At 34.5% G+C, this 17,589-nt stretch carries 12 protein-coding genes; 4 read left to right on the top strand and 8 right to left on the bottom strand.

From position 1 onward, the window contains the following. Positions 1–4 precede the first annotated feature (4 nt). From GM921_RS05625 to GM921_RS05600, 6 genes are all read right to left on the bottom strand, one after another. Complete coding sequence (locus GM921_RS05625; protein ID WP_182921617.1) at positions 5–451, bottom strand: hypothetical protein; 447 nt, start codon at positions 449–451, stop codon at positions 5–7. Next, positions 448–1,221, bottom strand: a complete 774-nt coding sequence (locus tag GM921_RS05620) for a copper homeostasis protein CutC (RefSeq protein ID WP_182921616.1) — start codon at positions 1,219–1,221, stop codon at positions 448–450. Before GM921_RS05620 ends, GM921_RS05625 begins: the two co-directional genes overlap by 4 nt. A gap of 67 nt (positions 1,222–1,288) precedes the next feature. After that, on the bottom strand, positions 1,289–2,323 hold the full coding sequence (locus GM921_RS05615; protein WP_182921615.1) for a N(4)-(beta-N-acetylglucosaminyl)-L-asparaginase: 1,035 nt from the start codon (positions 2,321–2,323) through the stop codon (positions 1,289–1,291). Positions 2,324–2,338: 15 nt separating this feature from the next. Further along, positions 2,339–3,142 (bottom strand): nitrilase family protein, encoded by an 804-nt coding sequence (locus GM921_RS05610; protein ID WP_182921614.1) that lies wholly within the window; start codon positions 3,140–3,142, stop codon positions 2,339–2,341. Positions 3,143–3,168: 26 nt separating this feature from the next. After that, positions 3,169–4,314, bottom strand: a complete 1,146-nt coding sequence (locus GM921_RS05605) for a methionine aminotransferase (RefSeq protein WP_182921613.1) — start codon at positions 4,312–4,314, stop codon at positions 3,169–3,171. A 63-nt stretch (positions 4,315–4,377) separates the two neighbouring features. Continuing rightward, positions 4,378–5,580 (bottom strand): multidrug effflux MFS transporter, encoded by a 1,203-nt coding sequence (locus GM921_RS05600; RefSeq protein WP_182921612.1) that lies wholly within the window; start codon positions 5,578–5,580, stop codon positions 4,378–4,380. A gap of 145 nt (positions 5,581–5,725) precedes the next feature. Between GM921_RS05600 and GM921_RS05595 the strand changes: the two genes are divergently transcribed. From GM921_RS05595 to GM921_RS05580, 4 genes are all read left to right on the top strand, one after another. After that, a complete protein-coding gene (locus GM921_RS05595; protein WP_182921611.1) occupies positions 5,726–6,496 on the top strand; it encodes a queuosine precursor transporter in 771 nt (256 codons plus the stop codon). 184 nt (positions 6,497–6,680) lie between these two features. Further along, on the top strand, positions 6,681–6,989 hold the full coding sequence (locus GM921_RS05590; protein WP_173268933.1) for an RNA recognition motif domain-containing protein: 309 nt from the start codon (positions 6,681–6,683) through the stop codon (positions 6,987–6,989). Positions 6,990–7,210: 221 nt separating this feature from the next. Next, positions 7,211–8,446: a sterol desaturase family protein gene (locus tag GM921_RS05585; protein WP_182921610.1), complete on the top strand. Its 1,236-nt coding sequence runs from the start codon at positions 7,211–7,213 to the stop codon at positions 8,444–8,446. After that, positions 8,421–9,149: a lysoplasmalogenase gene (locus tag GM921_RS05580; protein WP_182921609.1), complete on the top strand. Its 729-nt coding sequence runs from the start codon at positions 8,421–8,423 to the stop codon at positions 9,147–9,149. Before GM921_RS05585 ends, GM921_RS05580 begins: the two co-directional genes overlap by 26 nt. Here GM921_RS05580 and pbpC read toward each other — a convergent pair. Further along, positions 9,142–11,532, bottom strand: a complete 2,391-nt coding sequence (gene pbpC / locus GM921_RS05575) for a penicillin-binding protein 1C (protein WP_182921608.1) — start codon at positions 11,530–11,532, stop codon at positions 9,142–9,144. The two genes, GM921_RS05580 and pbpC, sit on opposite strands and share 8 nt — an antisense overlap. 276 nt (positions 11,533–11,808) lie before the next feature. Then, positions 11,809–17,388 (bottom strand): alpha-2-macroglobulin family protein, encoded by a 5,580-nt coding sequence (locus GM921_RS05570; protein WP_182921607.1) that lies wholly within the window; start codon positions 17,386–17,388, stop codon positions 11,809–11,811. Positions 17,389–17,589: the final 201 nt, after the last annotated feature.

The following is a 17,589-nucleotide window of genomic DNA, read 5'->3' as shown; positions in this document are numbered from 1 at the left end:
TATGTTAGTTTGTAGGTGATTTTGGTTCAAGTTTTTTCATTCGAGAGAATGGATAGCCGTTACATCCTTTTTTAGGATTTTGTCTATCTACATAAGCAGTTTGTTCGGCGATAACGTCTGTTTCGGCATCATAAACCGTTAAACAGAAACCCCATCGCCAAGGCTCCATTCCGTTAAAAGTCATATAATCTATTCGTGTATATTTATTGCCGTCGGTCTTGTTTGCTGAATCATTTTTAGCAACCAGGTATTGCTTCTCTGGATTCCATTTAATGATATGATATTTTGTAGTCGGACTTTGAACCCAAAGTGTATCATTTATTGAATACGTAATTCCGTAATCATCTATAAAATTGCCTAAAACAAATTCTGGGGCTCTATTTTTAGTGTTTTGAGCTTGTGCTGAGAAAAATAAAATCAGAAAGAATAGGGTGAGCTTTGTTATTTTCATGGATTTGCATTGAGTTTTTCGGTCATTTGTTTTACCAAAGCCAAAGACGTTTGCTCGTATTGAAATTCATCAGCTACGCTACCCATTTTACTAGCTTGGTTACGGTATTGCATTTTACTATTAATTTTTATTCTGGCCGAAGAATGAAACGATTTTGCTCCAGTTTTGGATGCAATTTCTAAGATGTTTTCGGGATTGATTCCAGCTCCAGGCATAACTTCTATTCTTCCATTAGCTTGGTCTATTAATTTCGCTAAAATTTCAATTCCATGATATGCATTTTCGGCTCCGCCAGAAGTTAAAACACGAACAAAACCTAATTCAATCAAATCTTCCAATGCTTTTTCCATATTATTACTCATATCAAAGGCACGATGAAAAGCCATTGGCATTGGATAAGCTAACTCAATTAATTCAGCGCAACGTTTTTTATCTATTTCGCCATTGGCTAAAAGGATGCCAGTTACTATGCCATCACAATTTAACGCTTTACAGATTTTGATGTCTTCTTTCATCAGCTCAAATTCATCATCACTGTACAAAAAATCTCCACCACGTGGACGAATAATTGGCCAAACTTGAATAGTTAATCGTTCTTTAGAAAGTTTTATAGTTGCATAGCTTGGTGTAGTACCACCTTCAGCCATGTTTTCGCATAGTTCAACACGAATTGCACCGCCTTTTTCGGCTACTAAAGCTGATGCAAAAGAGTTAGCGCAAACTTCTAACCCCCAACCCCCTAAAGGGGACTTCGCATATATTATGTTCATATTAAAGTCGTCATATATTTTGCAATTGATTGTTCGGTTTGCAATTCCCCTTTAGGGGATTAAGGGGTTAATAATAGCTTTTTCCTTTGATGACTAAATCTTGTTTTTGGCTATCGCAAACTGCATAACTAAACCCTTGCTGAATTGCGTAAGCACCATATTCTCCTTTTTTATTCATGGCTAAAAACCCAACTTGAATTTTCTTGGCAGTTTCAGGTTTCTTTTTGATGATACGCATTACGGCCTCTTTACAAGCATCTTCTGGTGTATAACCTTGTCGCATTAACTCAACTACTAAAAAAGAACCAACATTTCTTACCACTTCTTCGCCAACACCAGTTGATGTTGCGCCACCAATCTCATTATCAATATATAAACCAGCCCCAATAATCGGACTATCGCCAATACGCCCATGTAGTTTATAAGCCATTCCGCTGGTTGTGCAGGCGCCAGAAAGATTTCCTTGAGCATCCATTGCTATCATACCTATGGTATCATGATTGTATTGGTTTCCTGGAAGTTTTTGAGGAGCTGCTTTATCGTACAATTTATTTTCTATATTGATAACAGGCTCATATTTAGCAGTTTTCAGCCATTCTTTCCAGTCTTTTTCACTTTTGGCGGTCAATAAATTCTCTTTTTTAAAGCCTTGTTCTAAAGCAAATTGTAAAGCTCCATCTCCCGCTAACATTACATGAGGTGTTTTTTCCATCACTTTGCGAGCAACAGAAATAGGATGTTTAATATGTTCTAAAGCTAAAACAGCTCCACAATTTCCTAGCTCATCCATGATACAAGCATCTAAGGTTACTTTTCCATCGCGGTCTGGCAAACCGCCATAACCCACAGATTGGTTATTTTCATCAGCTTCTGGCACCCAAACACCTTGTTCAACTGCGTCTAAAGATCTACCGTTTTTACTTAAAACTTTCCATGCATCAGCGTTTGCCGCTACTCCAAAATCCCATGTGGAAATTACGATTGGCTTATTTATATTTCCTGATTTACCTTTTGGCAAAACTTCAGCTATGCTATTTTTATTTACAGCTAGCAAACCTGCAGATAGCGCAGATGCTTTTATAAATTTTCTTCTATTGAACATATTTATGGTAAATTATTAACTTATGGTAAAGCTATCTGCGTCTTTTAAAAATGGAAATTGTCTACGTATTTTCTCTAAATCTGGGTAATTGATGCTAAATGTATACAAATCTTCATCTTCAGGTTTGTAATAAACCGTGTTTCCATAAGGATCTATACACATAGAATGACCGCTGTGGTATACCTGATTACCATCGTGACCAACTCGATTTACCGCAATTACATAACTTTGATTTTCTACCGCACGAGCATGAATTAGAGTACGCCAATGAGCAGATCTTTTATCTGGCCAGCTGGCTACAAGTAATAAAATGTCGTATTCGGCATTTTTATTACGTAACCATACTGGAAAACGTAAATCATAACAAACTGCTAATCTGATTTTCCATCCTTTCAATTCAACTATTAATTGTTTTTTTCCGGCAGTATAATTTGTATCCTCATCGCCCATACCAAATAGGTGATGTTTATCATAAAATTGATATTCGCCAGTTGGCAACATCCAAATCATTCGATTATAAAATTTGCCTTTTTCTTTAATAATTAAACTTCCAGTAATTACACAATCGTAGTTTTCGGCTGTTTTTTGAAGCCATTGCATTGTTTTACCACCCATTTCTTCAGCCATTTCTTCGGCTTTCATGGTAAAACCAGTGTTAAACATTTCGGGCAAAACGATTAAATCTGTTTTTTCACGTACTCCGCCAGATAATCGCAAAGAAATATTCTGTAAATTTTTATCAATGTTTTCCCAAAACAAATAGGCCTGAAAAACGGTTATTTTTAGGTTCTGTATGTTTAAGTATTGTGGACTTTCCATTTTATAATTCTTTTAGAATCTGAAAATTATATATTTAATAGTCTTTCAACGGCTTTTTCCAAGGTATCTTGTTCTTTTGCAAAACAAAATCGTAATATCTTATCATCTGTGGCCTTAGTGTAAAATGCAGAAACAGGTATTCCGGCAACGCCAAAATCGGTTACTAATCGTTTAGCCATATCAACATCTTTTTCATCGCTGATGCCACTATAGCTTACACATTGAAAATAAGAACCTTTACAAGGTAATAATTTAAATTTAGTCTCACTTAAAAGAGATCGGAATAAATCTCTTTTCTGTTGGAAAAAAGCGGGTATAGTTTCATAAATATTTTCGCTTTTTAAGTAGTTAGCTATCCCAACTTGCATGGGTGTATTTACACTAAAAACATTAAATTGATGTATTTTCCTAAACTCAGCCATTAGTTTAGCAGGAGCAAGACAATATCCTAATTTCCAACCAGTAGTGTGTAACAGTTTTCCAAAAGAAGCTACAATAAAACTACGTTCTTGTAATTCGGGATATAGCGCAACACTTTGATGTTTTTCTCCATCAAAAATGATATGCTCATACACCTCATCACTTAAAAGTAAGATGTCTGTATTTTTTGTGAGTTTAATTAGTGCATCGATATCAGCTTTGCTTAAAATACTGCCAGTTGGATTATGAGGACTATTTAAAATAATCATTCTGGTATTTGCTGTAAAAAGCTTTTTTACCATTTCCCAATCTATCGCATAATCTGGTGCGTGTAATTCGAATGGTTTCACCAAACCGCCCAATAATTTTACAGTTGGTGAGTAACAATCGTAAGCTGGTTCAAAAATAATTACCTCATCTCCTGGATTAATTACCGCTGCTAATGCTGTAAAAATAGCTTGAGTACCACCTGCAGTAATGGTTATTTCAGTTTCTGGATGATAATTTGCACCGTAAATTGTAGCCATTTTTTCGGCAACTAATTCACGTAGCACTTGTAAACCTTGCATTGGTGCATATTGGTTATGACCATCTTTCATCGCATCGGCTACAAAATTTATAAGCTTTGGGTTGGTTGCGAAATCTGGAAAACCTTGTGAAAGGTTAATCGCATTGTGTTGTTGAGCTAATTTAGACATCACCGAAAATATCGTGGTGCCAACAGTTGGTAGTTTAGAATTAAGAAGTATCATGCACTACGAAATTAGCAATAATCCTATAAAATTATAGCCATTTTTAATAGAATGATACCTGATTTATTGATTTGCAGAAACTGGACGAATTTTATTTTTTCCGATAAGTAAACAAAATAATGCGATTAAAGCGGCAATTGTCATTACAGCTGGCATTGGCCAAACTACATCGGCTGCAAATAGACTAATTACTGCAGATGCTAATGCGCCTAAACCCATTTGTAAAGCTCCCATTAAAGCTGATGCGCTTCCTGCATTTTTACTGAAGGGAGCGAGGGCAAGTGCCGAAGCATTTGGATTGATAAAACCTAAACAGCCTAAAAATAAGGCGATAAAACCAATTGTAGTGTATAAATTTAAAAGGTCATTCAGCGCTGCTGATAAAAATAATATACTAAAAATACACTGCGCTATTAGTGCCCAAAAGACAATGTTTTTACTGGTAAACCATTTTAAAATAATGCTGTTTACTTGACTAAATCCGATAAATGAAACTGATAGCAAAGCGAAAATCCAACCGTAACCTGTTTCGGTTACTTGGTATAAATCCATAAAAACCACAGGTGATGATGATACATAAGCAAATAAGCCACTAAAAGTGATGGCGCTTACCAATGCATAAGTGTAAAAGCCTGGTTCTTTAAGTACCAATAAGAAATTACTTAAAATAGGTTTTGGTTTTAAAGAATAAGTTGGATCTGGTTTATAACTTTCTGGTAACCACCAAATACATGCTAATAGCATTAATAAAGCCATAAAACTTAAAAATACAAATACCGATTGCCAGCCTAAAGCCGCTATAAGATAACCACCAGCTGTTGGCGCTAACATTGGCGATACCGCAATAACTAACATTAAAGAGGCAAAAACCTTTGGACTTTCTTTAACTGTAAATAAATCTCTTACCATAGCTACAGATGCAACGGCTGTGGCGCAACTTCCAATTGCTTGTACAAATCTCAACACAATTAATTGGTCTATCGAAGTAACCAATAAACAACCTAATGAGGATAATATATAAAGTGCTAATCCAAAATATAAAGGCTTTTTTCTGCCGAATTTATCTAATAATGGTCCATACAATAATTGACCAGCAGAAATGCCGATAAAGAAACTTGATAATGACAACGAAACATTTGGTACACCTGTATTTAAATCTTGTGCAATAGCTTTAAAACCAGGCAAATACATATCAATAGAAAATGGACCTAAAGCAGCAAGTGATCCTAAAATTAGGATGAGAAAAAATGATTTAGATTTAGCCATGTGTATGATTTTAAAGAGGCGCAAAGATGAGGATTTGAAAGTTTTTAGTCGTCTAAAGTTTGTCAAAAAGAGAGAAATAGTAGTTTGAGTTTGATGCTAAATGCCTAAAATTTCGTTTCTATCAAAATAGTCGTATTTTAGCTACATGACTTTTAAAACCAAAGAAAGCCGATTGCTACTTGTTCTAGGTGCATTTTTTGTGGCAAATGCCATTTTATCAGAGTTTATTGGAGTAAAAATTTTTTCAGTTGAAGGTACATTAGGCCTTCAGAAATTTGATATTAATTTGTTCGGTGTAAAAAATCTTTCTTTTAATATGTCTGCTGGTGTGTTAACCTGGCCCATTATTTTTATCATGACAGATATTATTAATGAATACTTTGGTGTAAAACAGGTTCGTTTTTTATCTATTTTGACTAGTATTTTAATTGGCTTTGCATTTTTAGTCGTTTGGTTGGCTATGAAATTACAACCATCAGATTTTTGGGTTATGCAACATGTAGATGGCCAAAATATAAATATGACTACTGCTTTCGATGCGATTTTTGGTCAAGGTATGTGGATTATTGTGGGCTCTATTACTGCTTTTTTAATTGGTCAGATGGTGGATGTTTTGATTTTTCATCGAATTAAAAAGTTTACTGGCGAAAAAGCACTATGGTTACGAGCTACAGGTTCTACCGTAATTTCTCAATTGATAGATAGTTTTGTAGTGATATTTATCGCTTTCTACTTAAATCCAATGTATCATTGGAGTTGGCAAATGGTAGCAGCAATTGGCTTGGTTGGTTATATTTATAAGTTTGTTATCGCGTTAGCAATGACACCAATTTTATATTTAGTGCATGGAATTATAGATGGTTATTTAGGAAAAGATTTAGCACATAGAATGATAAAAATGGCTGGAAGGGGATAATCGAGTATGATAATAATCATTTCAAATCTCTCAACACAATTTGCAGTGTTAGTTTGTTTATAAATTAAGTGATTTGTTTTCTTAACATTATTGAAAAACAATTACTTATAAATAGGATTTACTGACACTTAGATAGCAAAATAACCATAATTTTTTGTATCTTTGTGCAAATTTTTAAACATTAATGAAGATATTTATTACAGGCCTTCCTTTAGAAGTAGGGGAAGATGAATTAACAGCCGTATTTGGTGATTTCGGTCAAGTAAAATCACTTAGAATTATTAAAGACCGCGAAACTAATCAGAGCCGTGGCTTTGGTTTTGTAGAGATGCCTAATGATGAAGAAGCTAAAGAAGCTATCAAAAGAATGAACGGCGGAGATTACAACGGTAACAGAATTAAAGTTGCTGAAGCGCAAGAAAAACCTAACACTGGTGGCGGTAACGCAGGTGGTGGCTTTAAACGTAACAACAGCAGAGAGCGTAGTTACTAAAAAGTAGTATTCCTTTGGCTTTTAAAGTCTAATTGGCTAAAGGATTTTTACGGATTAATATTTCTTATCTGAAACTTAGTTTCATAAGTTTCAACCTTATAAAAGCATTGCGGATTTTTGTCCGCAATTTTTTTGTGCTTGAATTTCAATAACTTATAATGATTTTGTTTCTACTCCACTATAATATGGAAATAGACCATTATTTATTATAAATTAGTAAAATGAAAGTAGATTATATCGCTCTATCTATTCCAGTTTTTTTTATCCTAATAGGAATAGAACTGGCGTATACTTTCTATAAAAAACTAGGATATTATCGTATAAATGATTCTATTGCGAATTTAAGTCAAGGTATTGGGCAACAGATTACAGGTTTGTTTATGAAAACTGTACTGTTTTTTGGTTATACCTATATTTTCGAACATTGGCGATTATTTACTTTAGCCGATACCATTTGGGTTTGGATTATTCTATTCATCGGGGTAGATTTTTTCTATTACTGGTTTCATAGAATGAGTCATGAAATTAATGCGTTATGGGCAGCACATATTGTTCATCATCAATCTGAAGAATACAATTTAACAGTTGCTTTACGTCAATCTTGGTTTCAAAGCTGGTTTTCTTGGGTATTTTATCTTCCGTTGGCTTTAATAGGTTTCGATCCACTAATGTTTGTAACCTTAAGCGCTTTTAATACGTTATATCAGTTTTGGATACATACACGTACCATTAAAAGCATGGGTTTTTTAGAATACATTATAAATACGCCATCACATCATAGAGTTCATCATGGTACTAATCCGAAATATATTGATAAAAACCACGCTGGTTCCTTAATTATTTGGGATAAAATGTTCGGTACTTTTCAAAAAGAAGAAGAGGAAGTTTATTATGGAATTACAACGCCTTTAGCGAGTTGGAATCCCGTTTGGGCAAATGTGCATTACTGGGCAGAACTTTGGGATACGGCTAAAAAATCAGATAGCATTTCTGATAAAATTAAAGTGTTTATAAAACCACCAGGATGGTTTCCTGCAAAACTAGGTGGATTTAAATCACCACCAGAAATTGATACGCTTAATTATAAAAAATTCGATGCTAATTACAGTAAAAATGTGATTTTATATGTGTTAGTGCAATTTATTGTTGCATTAGCAGCTGGCTCTTCATTGCTATTTTTATATCCTAAATTAGAAATGGTAGCTATTATCTGCGCTGCAACTTTTACAATTTTTACTTTATTAAGCTGTGGCGCACTTTTAGAAAATAAACCTTGGCTAAGACATTTTGAATATAGCCGACTAACTTTAAGTATCGTAGCGCTATATTTATTTAAGGATATAGCCATTTTTAATGCACTTGCTATAAGTGTACTTAGCATCCAAATTTGCTCGTCAATTTGGTTTTATTATTTACAAAACTCTCTTCTTCATGTTCAAAAGACACCTTCAGTTTAGCTTTGCATTTTTCGTAGTTTTCTTTTTTCAAATATTAGTTGAGACAGATCCAAAAAGTGCAAAGCTGGTTTTAGCAGATTTCCACTATATCATTAAGCCATTAATTACTATTTCTTTAATGATTTTCTTAGGCTATCATACTCAGCTAAGAGGAAGATTTGCTAAAAGGATATTTATTGGGTTAGTATTTGGTTTAGCTGGCGATTGTTTCTTGATGTTTAATGATGTTGATTCCTCATTCTTTATGTTTGGATTGATCTCATTTTTAATTGGCCATATTGCCTATATCAGTGCATTTTATTTAGATTACAAATGGTATCCTTCCATAGAAAAGAAATACACAAAAATTGCCTTAGTTGTATTTGGACTTTTCTGTTTAGGCTTTTACCTGTATTTAAGACCACATTTAAACGAGATGAAAATTCCTGTACTAATTTATTCTTTTGTGATATCGTTTATGGCAATTATGGCTGTAAATAGAAAGGGAAGAGTGAATACCTTTAGTTTTAATCTGATTTTTTGGGGTGCTATATTGTTTTTGATTTCAGACTCACTTTTAGCTTTTAATAAATTCGTTATTCCTTTTGAATTTGCTGGAATACCAATTATGGCGACTTACATGGCTGCTCAATATTTAATTACAGTGGGGGCAGTAGAAAGAAAATTAAAGAAACATTCGGTAATAGAAACTGAATCTAATTAGTGGATTTCTTTTTATCCTTATCTAAAACTGTAAAAACTTGCACCAAACGTTCACCATTTTCATCAACTAAAGTTAAGGTATGTTTTCCTGGCGATGGACTAATTGCTAATTGATGAAATGATTTTGTACTGCCCACAAATTCGGCATCAATATGCCAATAGATTTTGGTTTCAGGATTTCTGTGTGCAGCATTTAAAATAACTTTTCCTCTAGTTCCATCTAGCTCCAATGGGATATAAATTACTGCGTTATTTTTAGGGTAAATCATATCCATCACCACATTTCCGCCTGCATCATCACAACCTGGTTTAAAAGGAGGTAATATTTTATAATCGCTATTTTTTATTTTGTAATAATATTCCATTGCTGGCGGAAGAATAAACCAGTTTTTATGTTGCATTTGTGCAGTGCTTTCACATTTATCAGTTACTCTAAATGTAGCTGAAGCATTTAAATGCACTAATTTATGATAAGGACAAACTATAGTTTTCTCGCCTGCAACAGGTACCAATTCAGTAATTTTATCTGTACAATATTCTCCAGCTTTAAATCCACTTTGTTTACAAACTACTATTTTTTTAAGCTTGGTTTTTGGAGTTTCAAACCACTTTGATGAAGGTAATTGTCTAAAAATATCAAATAATACTGGTGCAGCAACTTCAATGCCCATTAAACCTGGTCTACCTTCTCCATCGGCATTGCCTACCCAAACACAAACTACATAATTTGGCGTTAAACCAATTGCCCAAGCATCTCTAAAACCAAAACTAGTTCCTGTTTTCCAAGCTACTCGCTGCGATGAGGAAAATTGCTCCCATAAGCCTTCATCACCAGGTCGCATTACTTCTTCCATTGCATTAAAAGTTGCCCAAATTGCACCGTGGTCAACTATAGAATTCAACTCTGTTTCTCCTTTTTTTACGGATGATTGAACGGATTTACTGTAAATAGGAGTATCATAATCATGCGGATTATATTTACCTTGATAATCGTTAAAATGGTTTAAAGTTCTAGCCATGCCCAAATAACTTTTCGCCAAATCCCACATGGTAACTTCGCTACCACCTAAAATTAAAGATAAACCATAATGATCTGCAGGTTGATTTAAAGTTGTAAAACCAAGTTTTTTAAGTTTATCGTAAAATCGTTCATATTTATATTGTTGTAGCATTTTAACTGCCGGAATATTTAAGGATCTACTTAAAGCCTTATCTGCCGAAATAGCTCCATCATAGCCTAAATCATAATTTTGAGGAGAATAACCGCCAATTTGTGTCGGAACATCTGGAACCAACGTATGCGGCAGTAGCATTCCATCACTTAACATACTCGCATACAATAAGGGTTTTAATGTGCTTCCAGGGCTACGCGGCGCTTTAATCATATCCACATGGCTCTCTAATGCCGCATTTTCAGGCTGATAACAATTGCCTACATAGCTTTTTACAGTTCCATTCTTCACATCAAGCACTAAAGCAGCAATATTGTTAATGTCGTTCGCTTTGTACCGATTGTTATATCGCTTCAATAATTCGTTAATCTTTAATTGTAAATCATAATCTATGGTAGTTGTTAAACTGGTTGATTTTACTTGTAATGAGTTTTTTTCTTCCTTAAAACGATTAAGAAGATGAGGTGCATTTTGCGGCAGCGGTAAAGGTTTACCAGGAATTGGTTCAGATTTAGATAATTCTGCTGTGGCTTGATCAATAATATTCAGCTTTGTTAATTTATCCAATAAGTCGTTACGTTTTTTAATTAAACGACTAGAATTCTTGCCAGGATGAACGAGCGACGGACTATTTGGCAACACCGCTAATGTAGCCATTTCACCCCAAGATAAATTTTCTGCTTTCCTGCCAAAATATCGCCAGCTTGCTGCATCTAAACCTACCACATTACTGCCAAACGGAGCATTGGATGCATATAAACTAATAATTTCTTGTTTAGAATAACGAAACTCTAATCGCATAGCCAACCACATTTCTGTTATCTTTTGCCAAATACTGCGATTTTGCCTACGCGATAAACGAATAACTTGCATGCTTAATGTACTTCCACCACTTACCACACCGCCAGCTTTGATATTTTGTTTCATCGCTCTGCTCATGGCAACAGGATCAACTCCGAAATGCAGGAAAAAACGTTGATCTTCAAAAGCAGTAATACATTTTATAAATTTATCAGGAATGGTATCTGCAATAGGGAAGCGCCATTGGCCATCGCTGGCAATAGCTGCACTTAATAACTCGCCATTACTCGCTTCTATCACATAAGATGTAGGCGATTTAAACAATTGTTTTGGCAAGGAAAACAGAAAAACCAAACAAAACAAAAAGCAAATGCTATCGGAAATTAGTACAGCTTTTTGTTGTTTATTCATTATTTGATTTTATAGGGGTAACATTTCTAAGATAATTTTGATTTACATCAAAACATATCGTTATGGAAAAAATAATTACTTTTTTGAGATTAGCTTTTGGGTTTATTCGTTTTTTAATGATAAATATTTGGCCAAGATTGTAAGTTTTAGTTGAAAAATTCGTCATTGCGAGTCCCGATTTTTTACCGGGCGAAGCAATCTATTCTGCATGAAAGATTGCTTCGCTTTGCTCGCAATGACGACGATATCTTCTATCCTTGTTCTTTATTATTTTATCTATTTCACAACTTGTACCCATTTACCAGCTTGCGTGGCGCTAATATTATTATTGTACATCGCTTCGCATTGCACAGCCGATAAATAATATTTGCCCAAATAAGATGCATTTAGTAATACTTTGTAGGTTAACGTTTCATTTTCACGGATATTGAAATAGGTAAATACTCTATCATCTCTCACATCACGATAGGTGTAAGCGGCTGAAGCCAATGCACTTTCATTATCATTTAGTCGAGTATTAATAATTTCCCAACCCGATGGGAAGATTTGTGTTAATGCCATTTGCTCATAATAACCCATCTTTCCAGGATTTTTAACGGTTACTTCTGCATAAAAATCTGTGCCTTGTTTTAAAATAGTTGGATTAATAACTTGCCCTTTTAAAGATTTATAACTCACATTCATATCCAATATATCAGGTTTATTTGGTAAGAAATTATTTTGCCCTGCAACTGGTTGACCTTGTAAAATTAAACGCACAAACAACACATTATTACCAGTGTTCGTAATACTCGCAGTATTGTTTTTAAAATTAAGCGTTGTGCTATTTAAGTATTGCTCACTATTGATATTTCCTTTTTGTCCATCTAAAACATAATTATATTGCAACTTATTTGAAGCATTATTTTGTCCACAGAATTTAGCGATAGCCAATAAACTATAAGCAGTTGTTTGTGTACTATACCACGTATTTTGACCAAGGCGAGCAGCAACTGTTTGCAATAATTGGGCAGCTTTACCTTTTTGCCCCATTAAGGTTAAGGTTTCCATAATCATGGCCTCATCTCTTAAGTCAGAACCATAAGTACCACCCAATTGTGTATAAGGCTGTACAGTTTGGGCTAAACCATTAATTAAACCATTTGCTGCCGCAGATTGTCCAGCTAATTGATACGCCGCTGCTAATCTCCATTTTGCACTAACTGAAAGATATTCAAAAGCTCGTAATCTATTCATCGCCGCCATTTCTGGTTTTTTCGCCAAAGCCAAAACGTATAAACGATACGCTTGACTTAAATCGCCACCGTAAAAATTAGTGTTATTTGGTGCCCAATTCGTTGCTTTTGTTTTCTGATAACGAATTAATTCATCTAAAAGTCCAACTGGTAAAGTGTAACCTGCATTTTGTGCTTCTACTAAGAAATGTCCAGCATAATTCGTTCCCCATTCATCAGATGAACCTTCTCCTGGCCAGTAACTTAATCCACCATCGGTAGCTTGAAAGCCTTTTAATCTATTAATACCCAACTTAATATTTCGTTCTACTTCAGTTTTTTTCTGAGTAGTGAGTGGAGTTAATTTATCTAACATTAATTGAGGAAAAATACTCGATGTAGTTTGTTCTACGCAACCATGCGGATATTGAATTAGATAACTCAATCTTTTATTCAAATCAATAGGAGGGATTGAAGAAATTTCTACAGTCCCGGCATTTGTGCCTGCCATTCCAATTGGAGCATAACTTGTTTTCCAAGTTTGCTTAGGCTGTATGGTAGCAGAAACTACATTAGTTATGTACGGGTTTGGATTACGAATATCCATTTCAACATCATAAACAGTTTTTTCTGATCCACTTTGTGCAATTATTTTAACTTTTGCTATACCAACTGTGTTTGGTGCAACAATATTAAAGTAAGTCATTTGCTCACCAGCTTGTTTAAAGGTTAATTGATGTGTTTTTGCACCATCAATAATCAAGTTAGTGCTTTGTAATTGCACACTCACATTCTTTAAATTGTTATTGGTTGCGAAAACGTTTACTGGCAATGTAAAGCTTTCTCCTGGTCCAATTACTCGTGGTAAAGTAGCTAAAACCATTAACGGTTTTTTAACTTCAACCGCTTTTTCTGCATAGCCATAAGCGCCATTATCACCAGCAATAACCATTGCTCTTACCGAACCAATGTATTGTGGTAAGGTGAATTTATGTGTTTTATTTTCGCCTTTGGCTAAAGAAAATGGTCCCATAAATTTAACAACAGCTTTAAATCTATTTGCCTTAGCAGGATTTAAGTTTTTGTTAATAGAACCGTCGCCGCCAATACTTAAAATGCGTTCTAAATTTCCGCCCCATGCGCCTAAAACCTGATCAAATAAATCCCATGTTTTAACGCCCAAACCTTCTCTTGCATAAAATATACTATGCGGATCTGGAGTTTTAAAACGAGTTAAATCTAACAATCCTTCATCTACCAAAGCAATTGTATACGTCATCGCTTTACCATTTGCTTCACCTACGGTAATACTACTTTCAACCTCTGGTTTAAGCGTATTTGCCATTTTTATAACTGGTTTTAATATGGTTTCTGGATCTTCAATTGTTAATGGAATTGCACCATACATCCTAATCGGTAAATCATTTAGCGTTTGTGCATGTGGTTGCAACAATGTGATGTTCGCAAATACATTCGGCGCCATATTTTTCTCCGCCTTAAACTTAAACTGTGTTTGACCTTTTTCTGTATCAATCCAATACGTTTTTAACACGCGACTTCCATTTTCAATTGAAATTAAAGCTCTACCATTTTCTCCAGTAGGGATGGTTAATGTAATATCTTCACCAACATTAAATTTCTCTTTATTAGCAGTAAATGATAACATTGATGCATCGGTAGGGTTATTTGCCTGCTCACGTTGCGCCCAACCTGGCCAATCTATATAAACAGATTTCCCAGTTGTATGACCGCCATTTTCATCACGAATTAAAATTAAATAACGTCCCCATTCTGGTTCATTAATTCTGAAACTCCAAGAACCTTTTCCATTACTTAAGGATATACTTTCTTTCTTAATGAGCTTATTATACTCATTTTGAGTGAAATTTGCATAGCTATCTTGGTTATCTTGTTCCCACCACCAACGCCACTGGACTTTGTATAATTCTACTTGAACCCTTTTGCTTCCGCCTAATAAACGACCATCTCTATTTACATTTACAACTTCAATTTTATGATCTTGTCCAGTTAATAATAAACCACTTAAATGATCTCCCTTCGGAGTTTTAATCCCTAAATAACTAGTATAAACATGATAAGGAATGCTAAAATTATCAATGCTAAAATTACCTCCTGGTTCAAAAACTTTAGTGGTGAAATTGGCTCTCAACACCCCTGGAGCAGTATTGCTTTCACTTAAATTTGTGTTTACTACAGCAGTTCCTGCGGCATTTAATGTACCTTCAAATATGGTTTTAAGTTGTGATTGAAACTTAACCGTAGGATTATCAAATGTATAATCATCAAACCCTTTAAACTTAGTTTCAGTAGTATTTAAATTTACATCGACCTTGGCTTTTAAATTTTGTGCAGGAGTACCAAATAACCACTTTGCAGATAGGGTAGTGGCAGATGATGCACCATTGCCTAAATACGTTTTTCCGCCTAAATCAAAATTGATTTTTAAGCGATTTGGCATAATGGTTTCTACTTTAATAGTTTTAGAGAAAGATGCGCCACCAACCTTAACTTTTGCTAACCAATTGCCAGTCGGTGCTGTATTTTCTGTAGCAGTTTTAAATGTGTAAAATCCGTTTAAAGCTTGTGCACTCACCATTCGTTTTGCCAACTGACCTTTTGGATTATAAAACTCGAAAGTAACTGGATAGTTTTCTGGAAGTTTCTTCAATTTATCTTCTAAAATGAACGATAAATACACACTATCTCCAGGTCGCCAAACGCCACGTTCGCCATAAATAAATCCTTTAATTCCATTCTGAACTACATCTCCGCTTACATCAAAACGACTTAATGGTAGCGAATTTCCATCATCTAATTTTAAATAACCACGCTCATTTCCTTTTTTAGCAATTAGCAAGAATGGTTTCCGTTTTAAATCCAAAGTTGCCAATCCATCACCATCTGTTTTTACAGTTGTTAATAATTGACGCTGATAATCCAATAATTCTAAACTTACGCCGCTTAAAGGTTTTGCGGTTAATAAATCGGTAGCAACAATAAGCATACTGTTATCATTTCCTCTTTTGGCTACCAAGCCGATGTTGGATGCTAATAAATTGCGACTTGCCCAACGTTCGTTAGTGTAATAGGATGGGGTGCAAGGATTATTTTTATCACTCCACCTATAATGATTTGGATAATAACTATCGTATTGCTCCCAAAACTCATCATCTTCATCTATTTTATCGCCATAACTATCATAACTTTCTTCATCACCATCATCAACTGTTTCAGTATTTTCTTTGCAATCGTAAACATTATATGCCTGTCTAAAACCAATTGTAACGCGATACATTGCTCCGGGTTCAGTCCGAATCAGTTTATCTAAATCTAAAGTAAAACGAGTTTTCTTATGCAGATTAACGCCTTTATCTTCATCCAAACGAATTGTTTTCTGTACAACTGGTTTTGCAACTCTTCTCAACTCATTTCCTTCTTTATAATTATTTACCTGAAAAAACTGAGGAATATTATTCTCATAAATCTTGATTACCGTTACATCAACTGCTTTTAAATTTACAGCTTCAAAAGGTAAAACCAACTTGCCAGAATTAGGTAAAATAGTACCCGAACCAGCAATAGTTACAGAAGGTAATTTGTTTTCGAAAACGATATTTGCTGTTTTAGTGCTTTGTAAAGCCTTGCCATCAATATTGGTAATCGTCGAATTTACTGTTACACCATAATTTCCTTCTAATACATCTGGTGCATAAACTTTAATCTGACTTGCGTCTATCGTAAAACGAAGATCTTGTAAACTGCCAACCTGTATTAATCCATTCAAATCTTGCGCTACATTTACAGGTTCCGAACACTGAATTAAAGCATAATCTTCTAAACCCTGAATAGCTTTAATATCAAGTACTTTAAAAACACCTTGCGCCGGCACAACAATCTTTTCCTCGCCCTTAGTATCGTCAGCACCAAACACATCACCGCTCCACTTTACAAGTAAATTTTGCTCCTGATTTGTTTTTTTAATACTATCAATTACGAAAGTAGAACGATGTTTTTCTGGATCATGCTGCCATTTTATTTTCAGTTTCTGACCAAAATCTAGGCTAATTGTTTTTTCAATATTGGTTTGCTCTTCAACATCAGCAGTATTAATTTCACCACTTAGCTTCATGTAAGTTAAAGAAGTATTGTTTTGAGAAACTAGTCCATTTTGACTTAAGTTTAAACCTGGTTTAATTACTTTAAAATCGAAATCAAATTCTTCTAAACCTTTCTCAGTCGCTGTAATGGCCGATAAATTTAACGTAGCATCATATTTCTGATCAGGTTTAAGTTGCTCATCTGGTCTAAATTCAAGAGTTTGCGCATCTACCCAATAAGTTTTTCCCTTAATATTTGGAGAGAAATCGAATAGCTCCCTTTCATCAGGTTTGCCCATGTCACTTAAACTTTTTACAGCACTAGCTAGATGAACTCTGATAAAACTTTTCTTAGAAATTGTCCCAGAAGTATACGATTCTACATACTTGGCATACGCCTGATTGTCTTGTTGCTTTTTGTTTTTGAAAAAGTAGAATGAAGCAACGCCTAAAATAAGGGCTATAGCTCCAAAGAGAACGAATTTCTTACTTTTTGAAGAAATTGAATTAGATGTGTTTTTCATACGAGATTACATTGGTAAATGTGGTATGAAAATTAGCTAAAAAAGAAATGATAAAATGAATTATTTATCAACTATTAATGATGATTGTTAGTAAAGTAAATGCTCATTCCAGTATAAGAGAGAACTTTAACTGATAAGAAAAAATGTTTCGCATTACGATATCCAATCGAGTTGGGTATGACGGACTAAGGTAGTTCGCAA

Source organism: Pedobacter planticolens, assembly GCF_014172375.1.
Classification (GTDB): domain Bacteria; phylum Bacteroidota; class Bacteroidia; order Sphingobacteriales; family Sphingobacteriaceae; genus Pedobacter; species Pedobacter planticolens.
Note: the sequence above shows the minus strand (reverse complement) of the source record. Positions and strands in the feature narration are given on the sequence as shown.

Bases quoted from the DNA above. Each gene is read 5' to 3' on its own strand.
- GM921_RS05580 (WP_182921609.1), top strand. From the start codon at position 8,421: ATGTTCAAAAGACACCTTCAGTTTAGCTTTGCATTTTTCGTAGTTTTC.
- GM921_RS05590 (WP_173268933.1), top strand. From the start codon at position 6,681: ATGAAGATATTTATTACAGGCCTTCCTTTAGAAGTAGGGGAAGATGAA.
- pbpC (WP_182921608.1), bottom strand. From the start codon at position 11,532: ATGAATAAACAACAAAAAGCTGTACTAATTTCCGATAGCATTTGCTTT.
- GM921_RS05605 (WP_182921613.1), bottom strand. From the start codon at position 4,314: ATGATACTTCTTAATTCTAAACTACCAACTGTTGGCACCACGATATTT.
- GM921_RS05610 (WP_182921614.1), bottom strand. From the start codon at position 3,142: ATGGAAAGTCCACAATACTTAAACATACAGAACCTAAAAATAACCGTT.
- GM921_RS05595 (WP_182921611.1), top strand. From the start codon at position 5,726: ATGACTTTTAAAACCAAAGAAAGCCGATTGCTACTTGTTCTAGGTGCA.
- GM921_RS05570 (WP_182921607.1), bottom strand. From the start codon at position 17,388: ATGAAAAACACATCTAATTCAATTTCTTCAAAAAGTAAGAAATTCGTT.
- GM921_RS05625 (WP_182921617.1), bottom strand. From the start codon at position 451: ATGAAAATAACAAAGCTCACCCTATTCTTTCTGATTTTATTTTTCTCA.
- GM921_RS05585 (WP_182921610.1), top strand. From the start codon at position 7,211: ATGAAAGTAGATTATATCGCTCTATCTATTCCAGTTTTTTTTATCCTA.
- GM921_RS05600 (WP_182921612.1), bottom strand. From the start codon at position 5,580: ATGGCTAAATCTAAATCATTTTTTCTCATCCTAATTTTAGGATCACTT.
- GM921_RS05620 (WP_182921616.1), bottom strand. From the start codon at position 1,221: ATGAACATAATATATGCGAAGTCCCCTTTAGGGGGTTGGGGGTTAGAA.
- GM921_RS05615 (WP_182921615.1), bottom strand. From the start codon at position 2,323: ATGTTCAATAGAAGAAAATTTATAAAAGCATCTGCGCTATCTGCAGGT.